Source organism: Paraburkholderia sediminicola, from assembly GCF_902859805.1.
GTDB classification, from domain to species: Bacteria; Pseudomonadota; Gammaproteobacteria; order Burkholderiales; family Burkholderiaceae; genus Paraburkholderia; species Paraburkholderia sediminicola.
Genome location: NZ_CADIKC010000001.1, coordinates 837,863 through 857,034, shown reverse-complemented (window position 1 = coordinate 857,034; position 19,172 = coordinate 837,863). Strand labels below are relative to the sequence as shown.

Sequence of the window (19,172 nt, the reverse complement as noted above, 5' to 3'; positions counted from 1 at the left end):
CGGTCCTCAATGCATATAGGTGACGCGGCGAGCTTGCACGTCGAGTTCGACACCGGCGTCGAGCAGATCGATGGCGAACCAGCGGATCAGTTTCAGCACGCCACTCACGGCCGGCGCCGGCAGCCATTCGCTCAGCATGCGCAATGCAGCGCCGCTATGCGTTTTTTGCAGCAGTGCGATGGTTTGCAGGATCACGGCTTCGTCCTTGCCGAGGTCGCTGGCGCAGCGGCATCGCATGTCGAGCGGACGATAGGACACGTGCATCAGCGAACGCATCAGCAAATCGAAATGTTCGATGCCGTCTTGCCGCAAGCCCACGCCGATCAGGATGTCGCGCCAGTGCACCCCGCCGCGCACGGTTTCACACGCCGGTCGCAGCCAGGTGCGCACGGCGCTGAGGACCGTGCGATCGGGCGCGTCGGTGGAATCCGTGACGTGATCGTCGACCAGTTCGGGACGGCTGCTGTGTTGAGAACGGAAGTTCATCGAGGCTCCTGAATGGACACGGTCCAATGAGTCGCGCCGGCCTGATCGGAGTAGGCCACGTCGCAGGCCAGCGCTTGTCGCTCGCGACGGATAGGCGGTGACGCAGTGCTTGCGCCAGGTGCTTGCTTCAGTTTTTAACCCGCTGCGGCGGCAGCCATTCGCGCACGTGTTCACTGCGTGCGGGGCGTGCCGTTGCTTGGCCCGGGTTTTTCGGCGTGCCGACAAAGAGGAAGCCGAGCAATCTCTCGTTCGGCGCGAAGCCGAGCGCGTCGTGCAATTGCGCCTCATAGCTGTCGGCGCCCGTGGCCCAGAAGCCGCCGTAGCCGAGCGCGTGGATCGCATTCAGCATGTTCATCGTGGCCGCGCCGACCGCCAGCAATTGCTCGGTCTCGGGCACGGTCGATTCGGACGAGATTGCAGCGCCGAGCGCGATCACGATCGGCGCTACGTAGGCCTTCTGCCGCCGATGCGCGTGTGCGGAGCGCGGCTCGCCTGGCGAACGGGCGCAGGCGAGGTCGACCAGCACGTCGCCGAGCGGGCCGCGCGCGTCGCCGCGAATCGTGACGAAGCGCCACGGCCGCAGATTGCCGTGATCGGGCGCGCGCAAAGCGGCATCGAAGATCAGATCGAGCTCGGCGTCGGCCGGGGCCGGCTCCGTGAGCGGCCAGTGGGACTGGCGTGACAGCAGTACTTCGAGCGCGGCCGTCGTCTTCGATCCGGCGACGGTATCAGGCGCCGCGGCGGCTGTGCGTTCGCTTTTGGTTTCGGGGCGGCTGAGGTCGGCTGTGATCATGATTTCGGTATTCATCTGATGGCTTGGACTAAATGATGGGCTAATTTTCATGTAAATGCAAATCATTCTCATTTGGAAAATGAATTTGACAGGATGTTGAACGGAGGCTTGGGACTGGCTGCGCTTGGCCAGACGGCCTTGCAGCGGGGCGTCGGGCGCTTGATCCGCAACTAACCGTCAGCCGAACGGAGCGCCCCCAGATATGATGGCGAAATGCCGCAGCAAGCCTGCCGCATCCTTGTCTACCCACGCTAGCCAATGCCAACAAAATCTCTCGACGCTGCATCGACCGCCACGCCCACCGAAGCGGCGCAGCGCGTCCCCACCTTGATGCTGGCCGCCGGCCTGTCGTTAGGCAGCGCGATCGCGCTGGGTCTTGCGCGCTTCGCTTACGCGCTGCTGTTGCCGTCGATGAAACTCGACCTCGGCTGGACCTTTGCCCAAGCCGGCGCGATGAATACCGCCAACGCGCTGGGCTATCTGCTGGGCGCGCTGGCTTATCCGCGGCTCGCACGCCGCTGGTCGGCCGGTGCATTGTTCTGCGTGGGCTGCGTGGCCACTGCGGTTCTGATGGCCATCAGCGGATTGCTTGCCGATACGCATTCGCTACTCGTGCTGCGTGTGATCACCGGCGTGAGCAGTGCGGCGGTTTTCGTCAGCGGCGGCGTGCTGGCGGCGCGGTTGGCGTCGGCGAGACCGCACGATGCGGGGCTGGTGCTCGGCTTGTATTATGGCGGGACCGGTTGGGGCATCGTCGCTTCGTCGGTGCTGGTGCCGTTGACGATTTTCAACGTCGTGCATGGCTGGCAATTTGCGTGGTTCGCACTGGCAGTGGCGTGCGCGGTGTTCTCCGCGATTGCCATCGGCGCGGCGAGAAAAATCGAAAGCGTGCACGCGACGGGGTCTTCGACCGGGGATGCTTCCGATACCGCCGACGCGCCACGTTGGCCGCGTTTCAGCCCCGCACTGGCGGGCTATGGACTGTTCGGCGTCGGCTACATCGGCTACATGACGTTCATCGTCGCGCTGCTGCGCAACGCCGGAATGAGCGCCGCGGTGGTGACGGGCTTCTACCTGTTGCTTGGCGTGGCGACGGTTGTGTCGGCACGCTTATGGTCCAGTCTGCTCGACCGGATGCGCGGCGGCCACGCACTCGCCATACTCAACGCGTTGCTCGCTGTGGCGACGCTGTTGCCCGCGTTGTTCACGCAACCGTGGGTGGCGTTTGTCTCCGGTGTGCTGTTCGGCGCGACGTTTCTCTCGGCCGTGGCGTCGACCACGGCTTTCGTGCGCCACAATCTGCCGGCGAGCCACTGGGGCAAGGGCATTAGCGCATTCACGATCGTGTTTGCGTTCGGACAGATTGTCGGGCCGATGATCATCGGCTGGGTCTCGGATGGCGCGGGTCTCGCACGCGGGCTGGTCTATTCCGCGTTGCTGCTCGCGGCCGGCGCGGTGCTGGCGGCTTGCCAGAAGCCGTTACGCAGCGCCTGACTGAACGATCCCCAGGTATTCCCGGAGTACCGGGCAACTGTCTTAAGCACGTACACTCATCGCTTGTTCCTTGCGTTGAGAGAAACCGTGCCTGCCATCACCTGCATCGAAGATTTACGCGTGCTTGCCGAGCGGCGCGTGCCGCGCATGTTCTACGATTACGCCGACAGTGGCTCGTGGACCGAAAGTACCTACCGTGCCAATGAAAGCGACTTCCAACGCCTGAAGTTGCGCCAGCGCGTGGCGGTCAACATGGCAGGCCGTAGCACGCGCACGGAAATGATCGGTCAGGCGGCCGCCATGCCCGTGGCGATTGCACCGACGGGGTTGACCGGCATGCAGCACGCCGACGGTGAAATCCTGGCGGCGCGCGCGGCTGAGAAGTTTGGTGTGCCGTTCACCTTGTCCACGATGAGCATCTGCTCGATCGAGGACGTGGCCGCTCAAACCACCCAACCGTTCTGGTTCCAGCTTTACATGATGCGCGACCGCGATTTCATCATGCGGCTGATCGAGCGCGCTCGCGCGGCACGGTGCAGCGCGTTGATGCTGACGCTGGACCTGCAGATCCTTGGACAACGCCACAAGGACATCAAGAACGGCCTGTCGGCGCCGCCCAAATTGACGCCCGCGAACCTCATCAATCTCGCGACCAAACCGCGCTGGTGCCTCGGCATGCTCGGCACCCGGCGGCGTACCTTCGGCAATATCGTCGGTCATGCGAAAGGCGTGGGCGATCTGTCGTCCTTGAGTTCGTGGACCGCCGAGCAGTTCGATCCGGCGCTGAGCTGGGCGGACGTCGAGTGGGTCAAGAAGCAGTGGGGCGGCAAACTCATCCTGAAGGGCATCATGGATGTCGAAGATGCGCGCTTTGCGGCGGACAGCGGCGCTGATGCGCTGATCGTCTCCAACCATGGCGGCCGGCAACTCGACGGTGCGCCTTCTTCGATCTCGGCGCTCCCCGAAATCGCACGCGAGGTCGGCTCGCGCATCGAAGTGTGGATGGATGGCGGCATCCGCAGCGGACAGGACGTGCTGAAGGCCGTTGCGCTCGGCGCGAAAGGCACGCTGATCGGCCGCAGCTTCCTCTATGGGCTGGGCGCCATGGGAGAGGAGGGGGTGACAAGGTGCCTGCAGATCATCCAGAAGGAACTGGACATCACCATGGCCTTTTGCGGGCACACCGACATCCGTCAGGTGGACGAGCGGATCTTGCTGCCTGACCGGCGGTGAAGACGGTGAAGGCGGATGCCAGGCGCGATGCCACGCGTCTGGCGTCTGGCGGTGTTCAGCCTGATGTTTGCCTTGTGCCGTCCGCCGCCACTTCATTCGGCTCGCAGTCTTCCAACGCTTGCAGAAACGTCGAACTCCACCAGTGCACATCGAACTTGCGGATCCGGTTAAGAAGCGCTTCATGCCGGTTGATCCGCTCGTCAAGCGACATGGTTAGCGCCCGTTGAATGGCTTGCGCTGTACCTTGCGTGTCGTAGGGATTGACCAGCAGCGCTTCCTTCAATTGCTCCGCGGCTCCGGCAAATCGCGAGAGCACCAGCATGCCCGGGTCGGCAGCGTCCTGCGCGGCGATGAATTCCTTTGCGACCAGATTCATGCCGTCGCGCAACGGCGTGACGAGCGCCACCCGACTCGCGCGATAAAGACCTGGCAGCCGCTTACGGGCCACGTTTCGATGAATGTAGCGCACCGGCATCCAGTCCAGTTCGCCAAAGTCGCCGTTGATCGCGCCGCACAGGCTATCCATCTGACGCCGCAGATTGTCGTAGGCGCCGACGTCCTCACGGCTAGGAGACGCGATCTGGATCAGCGTCGCGCTATCGCGGTTTTCCGGGTAGTAGGTCAGCAGTTCGCGGAAAGCATGGACGCGTTGCGGCAGCCCTTTTGAATAGTCCAGCCGGTCGACGCCCACCAGCAAACGCCGCCGCGAATACTCGTCGCGCATGCGGATGAACATGTCGCGCCCTTCCTTCGAGTCGGCAAGGCGCTTGAAATCGTCGACGTCGATGCCGATCGGATAGGCGCCGACCCGCAGCGTTCGATTGAATGCGCGAAGCCGATCCGGACTCAAGCGTTGCGCGTGCGCTTCCGATTCGACGTAGTGAGAAAAATGCGTCAGGTCGGCCTCGCTCTGGAAGCCCACCAGATCGTAGGCAAAGAGCGAGCGCATCAGCCATTCGTGTTCCGGAATCGCTGCCATGATCAGCGGCGGCGGCATCGGAATATGCAGGAAGAAGCCAATGCGGTTGGTGCATCCCATGGCGCGCAACTCGGCCGCGAGCGGGATCAACTGGTAATCGTGAACCCAGATGAGGTCGTCCGGCTTCAGGAGCGGCAACAGCTTTTGCGCGAATAACTGGTTGACCCTGCGATAGCCCGCGGCGAATCGCGTGTCGAAATTGGCGAGGTCCAGCCGGTAGTGGAATACCGGCCACAGGACGTCGTTGGAGTAACCGAGGTAATACGTGTCGTGATCCTCGCGGCTCAGATCGAGCGTTGCGAGCGTGACGTTGCCAGCCGTTTGGACATGAACTTCCCCCTGGCCGGATTGCGTGCCATCCGCGGCTTCCCTGATCTTGCCGCTCCAGCCGAACCAGAGCCCGCCAGTTTGTTGCAGGCTTTCTCTTACGGCTACGGCGAGTCCGCCGGCTGCGGGCTTGCGAGGGTCGGCAGTGCGATTTGAAACGACGACGAGACGACTCATGAGGTCCTTGTGTTGTTGCTTCCGCCTTGGGATATCCGGCGCGGCCAGCCGTGCCGGACAAGGATCACTTCCTGATTGACCCAGTTTACTATGTCATCAGCGCAACCTTCCCCAGGTACTCCTGGCGCCATGCAGCGAGGTTCGATATGCCAATCCAGCCCGGTACCCTGTGGCCGGCCATCCTGCGCCAGACTGAGCATGCGCTGCGTTGTGGCGCGCTGCGACCGATCGAGACAACTCAGGTGCTGATCGAAGAAGGTGGCGTGAGCTTCCTTATCCGCCAGGTTTCAAGCCTCACTCGCAAGGAAGAGGCCCGGCAGGCGCCCAAGCTCGACGCTGGGACGTTCAATCCGTTCCTTCCCTATGACCCGGACCTTTTTGTGGCCGATATCTCGGACACGCACGTTGCGTTGCTCAACAAGTTCAACGTCATCGATCATCATCTCCTGATCGTCACCCGCAGCTTCAAATCGCAGGAAACGTTGCTCGACCTGACGGACTTTGCTGCGTTGGCGTCGTGCATGGCGGAGTTCGACGGTCTGGGTTTCTACAACGGCGGCGTGGAGGCTGGCGCGAGTCAACTTCACAAGCATCTGCAGATCGTGCCGCTGCCGCTTGGAGAATCGGCTCCGTCGGTCCCTGTTGAGTCCGTTCTCGAGTCCGTGTGCATGGACGATGCGATTGTTGGCACGGTGGCCGGTTTGCCTTTCAGGCACGCGTTCGCCCATCTGGAACTGGCGCCTGTTGCTTCAAGGCACGACGGGCACGCCGCGCACGCCGCACACGCCGCGTTCGATTGCTACCTCGCGTTGCTCGAAGCGGTTGGCCTGCGAGCGATCGAAGTGAATGGCGAGCTGCATGTGTCGGCGCCGTACAACCTGCTTGTCGCGCCTCGATGGATTCTGCTCGTGCCAAGATCTTCGGAACGTGTCGAGGGAATTTCGGTGAATGCGCTGGGGTTCGCGGGATCGCTCTTTGTGCGAGACGCGGCGCAGATGGAAATCATCACGAAGCTCGGTCCGATGACCGTGCTGCGACGAGTTGCGGTCTGCGCAGATGAATGAGAACGGCCAGGCGTGATTTCTCCGGTCACCTAAAATATAGACATGGTTCTGACCTCAAAGGAGGTTGCCATGACCGAGTCGATGACCAGTTTTGTAGTGGGAATCGTGGTGGTGCTATGCATCGTGATATTTACCGCCATGCGTTACAGGCGGGAACACAATGACCAGCCGGTTGCCCGCTGGCTGCACGCGCATCCGATCAAGGACTGGCTGCACCACAAGCACTGAAAGGCGCAACGTAATGTCCGGAAGCGCCGGGCCGCGCGAATGTTGTGGAGGCAGCGATCGCGCGGCGGTCCACATCGGACTGCGCGGCGCTTCTACGTTGGCTCTTCCGCAAACCGAACTAGATCGCAATCGACGGAATGCTCTTCATGCAGCGGAGGGCAAACATGGAGCGGCTATGGCGGATGCCCGCGATCTTGTAGAGCTTCTCGCGCAGAAATCGCTCGTAACCCGCCGTTCCGTCGACTGCCACTTTGACCAGGTAGTCGTAATCACCTGACACCAGATACGCCTCCAGCACTTCGGTCAACGTGGCCAGTTCGGCACCGAAGCGGGCGAGGGCGTCGTCGTCGTGACGGTCGAGCGTGACTTCGAGCAGCACCACGTCGGCGAAACCGAGCTTCTGCTGATCGAGCAACGCGACGTAGCCGCGGATATACCCCTCTGTCTCCAACTGACGCGTGCGATTCCAGCACGCCGTGGTCGACATGCCGACCAGGTCCGCGAGCTCGGCGTTGCTCAGGCGCGCGTTCTTCTGCAACTCGCGCATGATCTTCCGATCCTGGTTGTCCAGTGGGCGACTTCGGGTGGTCATGGCATTCTCGGAAGTTTATTCAGTCAAATGCCATTCTATCGGAAGAACATCCTGCGGCAGGTGGGTGGATGCATTGCTTTAGGAAGCATATCCAGCCTGCGTCCGGGTATATTTTCAGGGTGCATTCATGCCCGGGACAACCGTCCGGGCCGCCGGCCTCAGGCCCGCGGTCAAGCGCTGCCACAAGCGGCCATCCGGTGTCTCGCTGCCTTCACAGGAAGACAGCACGCGGGCGAATTCCGGCGTTACCCGCGCCGGGAAACGCGCTCGCCGGGCATGGTGCATTTTCTTAACCGAATGCTTGCTGGCACCCACCGTCCGTACGCCGTCCTTGAACGATCTTCGAGCACGGCGGCGGCGCGCAATGCTGGCGAAGCCGCAACCTGGCCCACCGATGTCGATTCAGCTGTACGTTTCATTTCTCCTCGCTTCCCTCGTTCTCGTTTATTCCCCTGGTCCGGTCAATGTATTGACGATGAGTCAGGCGCTCAGCGCCGGCTGGCGCGCCGCGTTGCCCTGCGTGTGGGGCGGCACCTGTGCAGTGTTACTACAACTGGCGTTCACCGCGCTCTGTTTGAACTCGTTGCTGCTGATAGATGTGCGTGCACTGACCGCGCTGCGCTGGGCCGGCGCAATCTATCTCGTGTATCTCGGTTGCAAGCAGTGGCGCAGCGGCAGCCTGGCGGCATCCGCCGGCACGGATCAGCAAAGCGGTTTGTTCTGGCGTGGGTTCGCTACGTCCGGGCTCAATCCGAAGACGCTGCTGTTCTTCCCGTCGTTTTTCCCGCAGTTCATTAGCGCGCCCTCGGATGAGGTGCACTGGTCCGCGAATCAACAATATCTCCTGCTCGCCGCGACGTTTGCGCTGGTGTTTGCGCTAGGCGTGGCATCGACAGCGGTGTTTTCGCACCGCTTGCGCACGGTTTTGCAACGGCCGAAGCGGCTGCGCGCGGTCAATCGATTGATGGGCAGTTTGCTCGTCGGTATGGGGGCGTTGATGGCGGCGGTCCGCTGATCGCGTTCAGCCTGGCTTGGTCGGTGCTCTGATCGCGCTTTGTACCGCGACACTGCGATACACGTCGCGACAGAATTGCATGCCGCCTTCATGCGCGCCATTGGCGGCCGCCGCTATATGCACGGCGCTTTCAACTGGTTCAGGTACCGGCGGATTGACGAGAGCGGCGTCGACGGCAAGCGGATCGGTGGGCGAGGCCCGCATGATGCCGATGCCCTTGATCGTTACGGCTAGGCAAGGGTCCGGCACAAGCGGACCATGCGTGGCGGCGACGTTGAAATTGATGTTCAGCGTCCAGAAGCCCTCATGAATGTTCTGATGAATGATCACCGCCTTCACCACGTCCTGGTGTGACAGCGTGTATTCGTCGTGTGCCATCGGTCCCTCCTTGCTCGTACGCAGTTTGTGCGTGCGTGTGCAGATATGGCATTTTGCGCGGGCTAACAGGCCTAGTTTTACGCACCGTTTTGTACAGCGCAAGTGAAAAGGCGGATGCGCCGACGCGTGACTTTGCGCGGACGGGAGGAGGGCGGTACTGAGGGTTCAAAGATCTTGGGGGCGCGCGGCCGCCGGGAAAGGCAGGGCCGCGCGGAATGACCTTCAGGTGAACTGCGTCTGGTGCAAAGGATTAGTGGAAAATGAGGTACAGGATAACCAGTACGATCAACGGGACGCCAAGAAGCCAGCCAAGAAGGTAAGGCATGATGTGATCTCCTTTCGTATCAATGTTTGAATACGATGGTGATTCAGCATCCGGCGTGCCTGACGTGCTGCCGTCCAGCCAGATGACCAGCAGTCCAAAGTGTCCGATTCAAGGGACGAGTTCACAAATGTCTAACCGTTGTCGGCAAAGCCAGCGCGACAACGCGAACGTGTATCGACAATCGACATAAGAATGCCGCCGGATATCGACGCAGTTCGCTGCATCGATATCCGGCGGCCGGTTTGGTTCGAACTGCTGACCTGATTACTTCAATTCGTCTATATGACGCCGGCGACGAGCAGTACGATCACGACGATCAACACGACGCCAATGCCACCGGTTGGCGCATAACCCCATGAACGGCTATGCGGCCAAGTCGGAAACGCACCGATGAGGATAAGGATCAGCACAATCAGAAGAATAGTTCCCAACATATTAATAACCTCCGCTTAGGTTCACAGGACCCGCCTGTCAGGACAGCCATGGAGCACGCGGTTTAGGCGAGCTTGCGAATAGGCCGTATCGATGCCCTGGTGTGCAGCAAACCATGTGCCTAAAGCAGAAGTGCAGCAGCGAGTTGTTTAAAACGATCGTTGCCTGCTCGCGCCCGTACTGACGCGTGTTGCTCCAATCAATCGACCATCGAGGCGATTCGACCTGCATCTGGAGCGCTGCTCGCGCTGCACAAAAACCCCACCGCGCACTTCTTTCATCAGACATTTACAACGTCTCGCGACGTCCCACGAACGTCCTCCGATTGATCGGGACCGTTACGGGCGGTGTTACGTAACGGGCGCGTTACCACACACGATTTCGCGTCTTTTTTCGAGCGCTTCCTGGTGGGTCGCTTCGGATAAAAACTTATATCTAACAAGGGTTTGCCCGATGTGCACCGATCAATTGTGAAAGAAATCTGAAGATTGGCATGTTTGCTGCTTTATAGGTTGCGCGGTGCACAAGACAGACAAGACAAGCAGTACGTGTTGGTGAAGTTCGAATCAACGACTGGCCTGGTCGGGGGTTATCAGGTCAGTCTCCTCAACGCACAAGCGATGTGATCTTTTGTTTGGATTCGTCGTGGCGGCGTTTTGCCTGAGTGCCCAGGTTGTGCGGGTGCGAGCGGCTTGTAGTCAATCCCCCATGGTTGTTCCAGGAACGTCCAGTCGTTTTGCTTCGCGCTGGGCGGATGAAACCAGGTTGCGTTGCATTGCGCGCTTCTTCGCGTGCCGGGGCGGTGTTGTTGTCGCGAAGAGCGTGGTGGTGGCAGTACGAGAGACATGAGCTGTTGAAGCGAACACAGGTTGAGCAGCTCGACAAGAACGTTTGGCGCGAGAGACCAGCGCGGGGGATAAGAATGGATACGGCGAATTTTGCGCAGCAAAGAAGAACGATACCGGGGTTGCAAAGCCTGATCGCGCGCTTGCTCGATGTGATGCTCGTCGTCATCGGGGCGGTGGCCGCTTCGCAAGTGCGATTCGAAGATCTCACGCAAAGCCGCATCGATACCGCCTTCGTTGCGTTTGCCGCGGCTTTTACGCTGGTTCTATTTCCTGCATTCGGTGTGTACGGTTCATGGCGTGGGCGGGCAATGCTGCGCATGGCCGGGCAGGTGTCGCTGGCGTGGTTCGTGGTTCAAGGTTGCGGCCTCGCGCTGATGTTCTCGCTCCATCGTACGGATTTCATCTCGCGTCTCTGGTTTGCCTACTGGATGGCAATGACGGGCGGCGCGCTGATTGTGTCGCGTCTGGCTGTGCACGCCGTGCTCGCACGCGTCCGCCATGCAGGGATGAATCTCCGCCGGGTTGCGGTGGTGGGGTGCGGGTCGCATTGCCACCAGGTGGTGCGCAATATCGAGGGCTCGACGACCAGCGGATTTCGCGCCGTGGCGGCCTTTGATGTGCGCCCGGTGATGGGAACGATAGGTTCAGGCGTGCCGGTATACGACGATATCGTTCAGTTCGCCGCCTACGTGAGATCTCACGACGTGCAGGAGTTGTGGCTCGCGTTGCCGCTCTCGGAAGAGCGCACGTTGTCGCGCTTCGTGGCTGAGTTTCGCGACGACCTCGTGAACGTGCGTTTTGTACCTGATATGCGCAGCGTTGCGCTGTTCGATAGCGGCATGATTGATTTGATCGGTATGCCTGCGATCAACCTGGTCGCGTCGCCGGTGCCGGCTCGCGCTTTGGTGAAGAAAGAGATTTTCGATCGTGCGTTCGCCGCTTGCGCGCTTGCTGCGCTTGCCCCCGTGCTGATCGCGATTGCGTTCGCCGTCAAGCTGTCTTCGCGTGGACCGGTGTTCTTCACGCAGAAACGCAAGGGCGCGGATGGACGCATCTTCAAGATCTACAAGTTTCGCTCGATGCGTCCTCACGCTGTGGAAACGGGCGTGGTGAAACAGGCCACGCGAGGAGATCCGCGCATTACGCGAGTGGGTGCGTTTCTCAGACGTACTAGCCTGGATGAGTTGCCGCAATTCTTCAATGTACTGCGCGGCGATATGTCGGTAGTGGGGCCGCGGCCTCATGCGATTGAACACGACGAGCTTTATCAGAAAGTGGTGAACGGCTACATCCACCGGTACCGGATAAAGCCGGGGATCACAGGATGGGCACAGATCAACGGATACAGAGGAGAGACAGACCAGATCGAGAAGATGCAAGGACGCGTCGAACACGATCTGTATTACCTGCGCAATTGGTCGTTCGGGCTCGACATGCGGATTGTCGTAGCGACGATAGCGAAGGGTCTGGTTCATAGCAACGCGTACTGACACCTGCAGACAATAAAAAAATACATGGCCATGAAATTACGCGGACAACATCCTCGATCGGCGCCGAACGCGCTGGCGCTTGCTGCAGCCTTGGCGTTTTCTGCTTCGGCGCACGCGGCCGACCCTGCGCTCAATGCGCTCGGTGAGGCGGGTGGTTTGGTAATCCCGTATGCATTTGCACTGCCCGAGGGGACGGTGGAGGCGCAGTACAACAACTACATTGATCCGCGCTACGGGAAGAAGGCGACGGGCGCTCAGATGTATTGGGGTGCAGTGGGGTTGCTGCCTTATGTGGAGTTGTCCGGCGGACTCGCCAATTACCCGGCAGATGTCCACGCGCCATTCAGCAACGCCGACCACTTCCTGTTTCGTCACCTGATGGGCGACGTCAAGCTCGAAGTACCGAAGTTCTTTAAGTATCAGCCGAGCATTGCGTTCGGCATTAGCGACATTGGCGGCCAGACGCATTTCTTCCGTTCCAAATACGGCGTGGTGTCTCAAGCCTTTGGACCGGTGACGTTGACCGCCGGTTATGGCCAGGGCGATCGCCTCGATGGTTTGTTCGGCGGCGCGCAGGTCTCGCTGTGGAACACCGGTTTGTCGCTGCTTGCAGAAGACGATTCGAAGACGCCCTATGCCGGCGTGCGCTATCAGTCTCCGCGGATTAGCTGGCTGGCCGATGCGAATGTGATCGGTACGTTCATGCGTTCGATTCGCTCGACCAATGGTGTGTCGCCGCGCACGTCGTTCTCAGTGGGCATTCAGATTCCGCTGGGCAAACGCTTTAGCAGCGCGCGTTGTGCAAACGGTTTGTGCGAGGGCTCGCAGGTGCCGGTTGCGCAGACTGCGGACGCCGACGATGACGGCCCGATCCGCCTCGCCAGCCTGCAGCCGGTAGACATGCGTGCCGCAACCGCTAACAACAACCCGCTGGCTGCGGCGCCGATTACGTATGTACCACCGTTGCAGTCGTATGCGTCCGTGATGCTGAGTGATGTGACGGCGGCCAAATCATCGGATACGCAGTCTCCCGCGATTCCGGAAGCGCTGGACACTTCCGCGCTCGACGAAATCGCCGCGCAACTCTTTGCTGCTGGCCTCGAGCGTGTGCGTGTCGGTATGAGTGGTCGCGATCTGGTGGTTGAGTACGAGAACCATCGGTACAACCAGAACGAAGCTGACGCGCTCGGCATTGTGCTTGGTGTGGCAAGTGCGAATGCGCCGCACGGCACGGACAAGATTCATGTGGTGATCAAGAAGGCCAATGAGCCGTTAGGCGAAGTCATTGTCGATCGCGATGCGTTTGCGCAGTTCGTTGCGGGCGGTGCACCGACGGCTGCAAGCGCGTCAATGACGATGCGCACACGTCCGACTTACGACGCGGATTCGATCGCATGGCATGGCAACGAGCACACGCATGGACTGACGCGCATTCAGATCGAACCGATCGTTAGTTATCTGTACGGCACCGAGTACGGCAACTTCGACATTTCTCTCGGTGCAAACATCGAAGGATTTGTGCCGTTGTGGCGCGGCGCAGAGTTTTACGCCAGTTATATCGCGCCGATCTACAACACGAAGAACATGGACGAAGGCCGCGTGTTCAGCAATTACCGCTTGCGCGGCGGCCTGAATGCAGTCGCATTGGCACAAAGCTTCTGGATCGTGCCGCAGGTGTTCAACGTGGCGTCGGTCGGCAAGTTCGATTACTCGTATGTGGGCGTGCAAAACGAGACAACCGTGTTCGTGCTGGGCCGTCCCGACCTGATTCGCTTGCGGCTTGCCTATTTGCACCACGAGCCGGGCCATGACGCACTGCCGAGTGAGAAGAATGCCGAGCTGACTTACCGCTGGGTGCAGCCGTCCTGGAAGTTGTGGATCGAAGCGGGCGTGGCGCGCTTTGTGGGTGGAGACAAGGGGCCGGTCGCGACACTGACGCGCTGGTTCGACGACGTTTCGGTGAGCGTGCATGGCGAGCATAGCGGGCAAGGCACGTTTGTGGGCGCCGCGATCAGCTTCCCGTTGACGTTGCGCCAGGGGATGAAGCCGGGGATCAGTCAGGTTTATGGCTCAGAAGAGTTCGGGCTTGATTTCCGCACGCGAGTGGGATCGACGAATTATCTGACGACCAATGCGGCGGAGAACATGACGTTCCCGTATAGCACACAGCAGTACTTGCTGAATCAGGGCCGTTTTAGCGGTGAGTACTTCTCCACTCAGCTCTATCGGATGCGTGATTCGTATCTGCGTTACGGGCGACCTGGTAGTGACGAAACGAAACCGAAGCCGCAAGTGAGTGTGCCTGCCGTAACGACGGGTGCGGCGCTTTCACATGGCGTCTGCGGAAGCGGTTTTCAGGGTGTAAGCGACGGACGGGCGCTGGTGCCGGTCAATTGTGAATGACTTTCTTTGGAGATAGGCGATGAAGCTTCTAAACGGCGCCACGCTGCGCACGCTGCAGTTCGGATCGATAGTGCTTGCGACCAGTGCGCTGGTCGCGTGCGGTGGTGGAACCAGTAGCGGCGGCTCGCCGGTCGGGACGGTTGGCGGTACGGCCGCTGTCGGTGCGGCACTGGCTAACGCGAGCATTACGCTGACTTGCAAGAACGGTTCGGGTAGCGCGACGGCTAATGCCAGCGGCGCTTATACGGCGACGTTCGCGTTTGATGGTCCTTGCACGATTACGGCGACAGGTGGTGCGGTCACGATTCATTCGTTTGCGGCCGGTGCGGGTACGTACAACGTGACGCCGCTGACGGAGTTGTTGTTGAACTATCTCGCGGGGCAGTTGGGTACGACGGTTAGTGGGTTGCTTGCGGGGATTACTTCTAACTCGTCGTATCAGAGCGCCCTGTCGAATAGCACGGTGATTGCGAATGCGCAGGCGGCAGTTGCGACGCTGATCAAGAACACGTATGGGATCACGCTTTCTTCTTCCTCGTTCTTGACGGCTTCGTTTACACCGGGCGCTCCGGGGGCGGATGCGGACCTCGACACGTTGCTGGCGGCTGGGGCGATTACGAGTAATGGGCAGCCGGCAGCTTCGTTGGCCTCGGCTGCGCAGGCGGCTGGGGCAGCGGCGCCGATTGGAAGTGGGAGTGGTGGGTCGACGGGTGGGACGGGGGGGAGTGGGGGGACGGGGACTACGACGAAGTAGGGTGTCTGCGCAATCAGGTTGTAGATGCATCTTGAAGTCGGATCGTGGTTCGACTCACGGTCCGACCTTTCACCGCACTTAGATGCAATGGTTGACGAACGTTGTTGCTGGATGATCCGAAGAGTGATCGCGTGGTAAGAAGCAAGGTACGTGTTACGGCGAAACGTTACGTTACGAGACGATCGGTGTCGCCAAATTCGAGGACCTATCTTCGGTGTGTCGTCGGTTCAAACGCAGAAAGTGCGGCATTCGTAAGAGATGCCACTGTGGTTTCGCTTGAAGATTGTCTGCCCAATTGTTGGCATGTTTGGTGCTTTAAAGCTTGCTGGGGAAGTGGTCGTATTGATTAGGCGTTCGATCGTCGGATCAGGTGAGCATGAATTCACTGACGACGCCGCGCGCAAAGTGGAATAAGCCTTCTTAAGAGATGGCAGCTCGACCGCTAAAAGCAAAAAAAAACGAACGTAGAACGAGGTGAATTCGATGACAGTTTCGCTCGGGGATTGGGGTAGCAACGGAATGCGATGGTTCGGCCGCACTGCTTCCGTGTTGACTACAGTGGTGGCGACCGCACTACTATCAGCCTGCGTTGTTGCTCCAGGGATGCGCATGACGTCTTCTGCGACCCTGCCGGTATCTAGCGCCGATGATGCGGCTCAGCCGGCGGAGCTACAGATTCCCATAACCGATATTGACGCATCCTTGATAGAAAGAATGCGCAATGCGACTGCGCAGGCGAGTGTCGACCACGTTCGTGCCTTAATGGTAAAACCGAGTCCATACACTCTGGGCGTCGGAGATGTCCTGCAAATAACAGTGTGGGATCACCCTGAGCTGGCTGCGGCACTCGGAACGCAGCCTCAAACAAATTCGCGCCCGTATGACCCGGTTCAAGGTTTTTTGGTCGATGACAACGGCAACATTCAAATTCCGTACGCCGGAAGTATCCATGTAGAAGGGCGCCGCGCGGATGAAGTCCAACAGTTGGTTTATAACGAACTCGCAAAAGTTTTTATCAAACCGCAAGTCACCGTCCGAGTCGCCTCTTTTCGGGCCAAGCAAGTATTTGTCGACGGTGAGGTACACACGCCGGGTGCGGTCCCGATAAACGATATTCCGATGTCTCTGTACGAGGCAATAAATCGGGCTGGCGGTTTCAGTTCATCTGCTGATCAAAGTCGGATGATCCTCGTCCGCGATGGAGTTTCTTACTCCTTGAACCTGTCTCGCATGCTCGACAGCGATCAAAACCCTTCCAGGGTCCTTCTGAAAAATGGCGATCTGCTTCGGGTGGTCTCGCGTGACGACAACGGCGTCTTCGTCATGGGCGAGGTCAACAGACCGTTGACCGCGGTCCCTATGAAGAGCGGCAAGCTTACCTTGAGTGACGCACTGTCGCAGGCGGGGAGTCTAAACACCAGTAGTGCCGATGCAGCGCAGCTCTACGTAATCCGGGGTTCTCTCGACACTAAACCTCAGGTGTTTCACCTGAACGCTCATTCGCCAGTGTCGATGCTGTTAGCCAACCAGTTCGAACTTCAACCGAAGGACGTGGTGTATGTCGACGGAAACGGCTTGGTTCGCTTTAGCAGAGTGTTGAGTCTGCTCTTGCCAGCTATCAATGCAGGTCTGACCGCTGCGGTTGTGACGAAATGATCTCGAAGAATTTAAAACTGAGTGCTTTATATCTCGCTTCGCGCCCGCCGTATCCAGCCAAGGGAGGTCGAGAGCGGCTTATAGCGCAGAGCATTGAATTTCTCGCGCCGGAGTATGACCTCCATGTAGTGGTCTTTTGTCGGAGCGACGAAAAACCGGATGTAGATAGCATTCTCGCATTGGGTTGCAAGTCCGTTAAGTTAGTCCAGCTTCCGGGGGCTCTGGAGGTTTTGGCCAACGTCCTTATTCGTCGCCTGCATTCGTTACAAGAGAACTTATTTTTCTCAAGACGGACCCGTACCGTCGTGCGAAAGCTAGTGTCCAGCGGAATCAGCGTCGTCATAGCTGACATGTTGCGAACCGGACAGTACTGTGAAGATATGGACGTCCCAAAGGTCCTTGACCTCGATGATCTTCTATCTGAGCGTTATCGCCAGTTTCTGGTCAACGGATGTAAACAGACGGTGTTCGGGACATTTTCAAAACGAATTCCGAAATCTTTGCTCATGGCAGAGCCTCTCCTGAGAAGACTGGTCCTGGAGAGGGAGCGAAGGATGATGGCGAGGCGTGAACTAAGTACGCCCCATCGATTCGACGTGACTTTTCTGACCTCTGAGACTGAGGCAAGTCAGCTTCGCGGTGACGGTGCAAATGTGAGGGTTTACGCAAATCCGCAGGCAACCGCAGCGTCGACCTATGACTGGAGAATGATCGGCCACGCGGAGAAATTGGTTCAGTGTTTTTTCATTGGAAATCTGCGTACTTCCCAGAATCTCGCTTCTTTGAAGTTAATAGTTCGCGAGATTATGCCGCTCGTACTTGAACGAGGACTGGATATCCACGTTCACGTCGTCGGCGATTACGACGACCGAGCGATTGAGACGGTGAGCGGATGTAGTCGCGTGACGATGCACGGATTTATCTCTGATCTCTCAGAAGTCGTACAGCGTTGCTCGATTGCACTTTTGCCCATTGTGGAGGGAACCGGCGTCAAGACGAAGATACTGGATGCCATGGCAATGGGAATCCCTGTCGTCACGAACGGATTGGGTGTTGAAGGACTCTCTGTTGTGCACGAGAGAGATCTGTTGATTGCCGACACTGCTCGGGAGATTGCAGATCAAATTGCTCGCTTGAATCTGGACGATGGATTGGGAAAACGGTTGTCGGAACAGGCTAAGAGCTACGTTGCCAGGAATCATGATCCAACACTGCTGCGCGAACGGTTTCGGGAACATATATTCACTGCCTTAGAAGTGGGGCGAGCGCGACTGATGTATTCGTCTCCAGGTACTGTAAGTTGACAGGAATAGTCGCGGAAAGACTTTGAACCATTGGCGCCGCGAAGTCCTGAGATAAAGAACATCAACGATGGCAGCCAATTGGAGTAAATCTGCTTCGCGAGCATGTGCTGTTCGAATGCCATTCAACCGGCGGTGTCCATCGGGGAGAGCCGTTTTTATGATCAGAAAAATTGTTGATTTGACACTAATCCTGGCGCTCTCTTTTGCCGCAGGTATCGAACCCGCGTTGGCGAAGACGTTGTTGCCGATTGATCCAATGGTGCCTTCCTCCGGCGAAGGGGAGCACGCTGCCGGCGGATCGTCAGCGCCTCGATCAATGAATCACGGAGCTTCCCCGGAGCAGATGCTCACTCCGTACTCGTCTGACGCTACGGGATCCGATCAGAAATCCCCACGTTCTAACTTTTCGAGTCATAGCAGCCGGGGCCAGAAGCCACCGCTAACAGACGATCTGATCGACGGTTTAGAAATGCGCACGGGCTTCGCGGGAGGGCGAAACGCTCGGCCCACCAACGTGGGAATGAGCAGTGCAGATTTAGGAGCAGGCGGCTCCAATCTGTCGCAGTCTTTGAGTGACGGACTGTACAGCACGTCTCCCACGCAAAAAGGGCGCGGAAGATCTGGCGCCTCGGGAAACGCATGTCTCGGGGCCATCTCCAGCCTGCAGTGTGGTGAATGATTTCTCTAACGTTATGCAGCCGCAACTAAGCGATCTCCGACGAATTCACAAGCATGAATATCTCTAGCATCCTGATCGTTTGCACTGGAAACATATGCCGCAGTCCTATGGCGGCAGGGGTTCTGGGAGCTGCATTGCCGCGCCTCAGTGTGCAGTCGGCAGGACTTCAAGCTCTGATCGGGCAACCGGCAGACAGGGCGGCAATCGAACTGCTTCGCGCGCGGAAGATTGACATTTCGTCGCATAGGGCACAGCAATTGAACGGCTGGCTATGTTCGACGGCAGATCTGATCCTTGTTATGGATGGCGAACAAAAGAACGCAATCGAGCGTCATTCCCCGGTACTAACCGGGAGGGTGTACAAGCTCGGGCATCATGAAAACATCGATATACCGGATCCATATAGGAAGGGTCAGAAGGCGTTTGAACGGTCTCTTGGTCTAATCGATGCTTCGATTGAAAGATGGACGCAGCACATCGAATATCTGGAAATGGCGCGGTAAGTAGGTCGAATC

17 protein-coding genes are annotated in these 19,172 nt (G+C 58.9%); 11 read left to right on the top strand and 6 right to left on the bottom strand.

Annotated features, from left to right (window positions below):
* Positions 1-6: 6 nt before the first annotated feature.
* Together R8871_RS03750 and R8871_RS03745 are read right to left on the bottom strand one after the other, a co-directional pair.
* A complete protein-coding gene (locus R8871_RS03750) occupies positions 7-486 on the bottom strand; it encodes a hypothetical protein (protein ID WP_175049106.1) in 480 nt (159 codons plus the stop codon).
* 127 nt (positions 487-613) lie between these two features.
* Positions 614-1,294 carry a nitroreductase family protein gene (locus tag R8871_RS03745; RefSeq protein WP_246287351.1) on the bottom strand — a complete coding sequence of 227 codons (681 nt, stop codon included), beginning with the start codon at positions 1,292-1,294 and terminating at the stop codon, positions 614-616.
* Between the two features lie 243 nt (positions 1,295-1,537).
* On the opposite strand from R8871_RS03745, the gene R8871_RS03740 reads away from it, so the two are divergent.
* Positions 1,538-2,773 (top strand): YbfB/YjiJ family MFS transporter, encoded by a 1,236-nt coding sequence (locus tag R8871_RS03740; protein WP_175049105.1) that lies wholly within the window; start codon positions 1,538-1,540, stop codon positions 2,771-2,773.
* Between the two features lie 87 nt (positions 2,774-2,860).
* Positions 2,861-4,006 carry an alpha-hydroxy acid oxidase gene (locus R8871_RS03735; RefSeq protein ID WP_175049104.1) on the top strand — a complete coding sequence of 382 codons (1,146 nt, stop codon included), beginning with the start codon at positions 2,861-2,863 and terminating at the stop codon, positions 4,004-4,006.
* 55 nt (positions 4,007-4,061) lie between these two features.
* Here R8871_RS03735 and otsA read toward each other — a convergent pair whose 3' ends face one another.
* Positions 4,062-5,489: an alpha,alpha-trehalose-phosphate synthase (UDP-forming) gene (otsA, locus tag R8871_RS03730; RefSeq protein WP_175049103.1), complete on the bottom strand. Its 1,428-nt coding sequence runs from the start codon at positions 5,487-5,489 to the stop codon at positions 4,062-4,064.
* A gap of 146 nt (positions 5,490-5,635) precedes the next feature.
* On the opposite strand from otsA, the gene R8871_RS03725 reads away from it, so the two are divergent.
* Together R8871_RS03725 and R8871_RS03720 are read left to right on the top strand one after the other, a co-directional pair.
* Complete coding sequence (locus tag R8871_RS03725; RefSeq protein WP_175049102.1) at positions 5,636-6,553, top strand: ATP adenylyltransferase family protein; 918 nt, start codon at positions 5,636-5,638, stop codon at positions 6,551-6,553.
* A 69-nt stretch (positions 6,554-6,622) separates the two neighbouring features.
* Positions 6,623-6,781 (top strand): hypothetical protein, encoded by a 159-nt coding sequence (locus R8871_RS03720; protein ID WP_175049101.1) that lies wholly within the window; start codon positions 6,623-6,625, stop codon positions 6,779-6,781.
* Between the two features lie 118 nt (positions 6,782-6,899).
* On the opposite strand, the gene R8871_RS03715 is transcribed toward R8871_RS03720, so the two are convergent.
* Complete coding sequence (locus R8871_RS03715; protein ID WP_175049100.1) at positions 6,900-7,373, bottom strand: Lrp/AsnC family transcriptional regulator; 474 nt, start codon at positions 7,371-7,373, stop codon at positions 6,900-6,902.
* Positions 7,374-7,767: 394 nt separating this feature from the next.
* On the opposite strand from R8871_RS03715, the gene R8871_RS03710 reads away from it, so the two are divergent.
* Complete coding sequence (locus R8871_RS03710; RefSeq protein ID WP_175049099.1) at positions 7,768-8,388, top strand: LysE family translocator; 621 nt, start codon at positions 7,768-7,770, stop codon at positions 8,386-8,388.
* Positions 8,389-8,394: 6 nt separating this feature from the next.
* Here the strand turns inward: R8871_RS03710 and R8871_RS03705 are convergent, their stop codons facing one another.
* Positions 8,395-8,766 carry a hypothetical protein gene (locus R8871_RS03705; protein ID WP_175049098.1) on the bottom strand — a complete coding sequence of 124 codons (372 nt, stop codon included), beginning with the start codon at positions 8,764-8,766 and terminating at the stop codon, positions 8,395-8,397.
* A gap of 603 nt (positions 8,767-9,369) precedes the next feature.
* Positions 9,370-9,525 carry a DUF3309 family protein gene (locus R8871_RS03700; RefSeq protein WP_175049097.1) on the bottom strand — a complete coding sequence of 52 codons (156 nt, stop codon included), beginning with the start codon at positions 9,523-9,525 and terminating at the stop codon, positions 9,370-9,372.
* Positions 9,526-10,481: 956 nt separating this feature from the next.
* Here R8871_RS03700 and R8871_RS03695 point away from each other — a divergent pair.
* The 6 genes from R8871_RS03695 (at position 10,482) to R8871_RS03670 (ending at position 19,160) form a co-directional block, all read left to right on the top strand.
* Complete coding sequence (locus tag R8871_RS03695) at positions 10,482-11,861, top strand: undecaprenyl-phosphate glucose phosphotransferase (protein ID WP_246287472.1); 1,380 nt, start codon at positions 10,482-10,484, stop codon at positions 11,859-11,861.
* Positions 11,862-11,885: 24 nt separating this feature from the next.
* Entirely contained in the window at positions 11,886-14,264 is a 2,379-nt protein-coding gene (locus R8871_RS03690) for a YjbH domain-containing protein (protein ID WP_175049095.1), read from the top strand.
* 19 nt (positions 14,265-14,283) lie between these two features.
* On the top strand, positions 14,284-15,018 hold the full coding sequence (locus R8871_RS03685; protein ID WP_175049094.1) for a carboxypeptidase regulatory-like domain-containing protein: 735 nt from the start codon (positions 14,284-14,286) through the stop codon (positions 15,016-15,018).
* Between the two features lie 519 nt (positions 15,019-15,537).
* Positions 15,538-16,674, top strand: coding sequence for a polysaccharide biosynthesis/export family protein (locus R8871_RS03680; RefSeq protein WP_246287471.1), 1,137 nt, complete (start codon positions 15,538-15,540; stop codon positions 16,672-16,674).
* Entirely contained in the window at positions 16,671-17,978 is a 1,308-nt protein-coding gene (locus tag R8871_RS03675) for a glycosyltransferase family 4 protein (RefSeq protein ID WP_175049093.1), read from the top strand. Before R8871_RS03680 ends, R8871_RS03675 begins: the two co-directional genes overlap by 4 nt.
* Positions 17,979-18,710: 732 nt before the next feature.
* Positions 18,711-19,160 (top strand): low molecular weight protein-tyrosine-phosphatase, encoded by a 450-nt coding sequence (locus tag R8871_RS03670; protein ID WP_175049092.1) that lies wholly within the window; start codon positions 18,711-18,713, stop codon positions 19,158-19,160.
* The last annotated feature ends 12 nt before the right edge of the window (positions 19,161-19,172 follow it).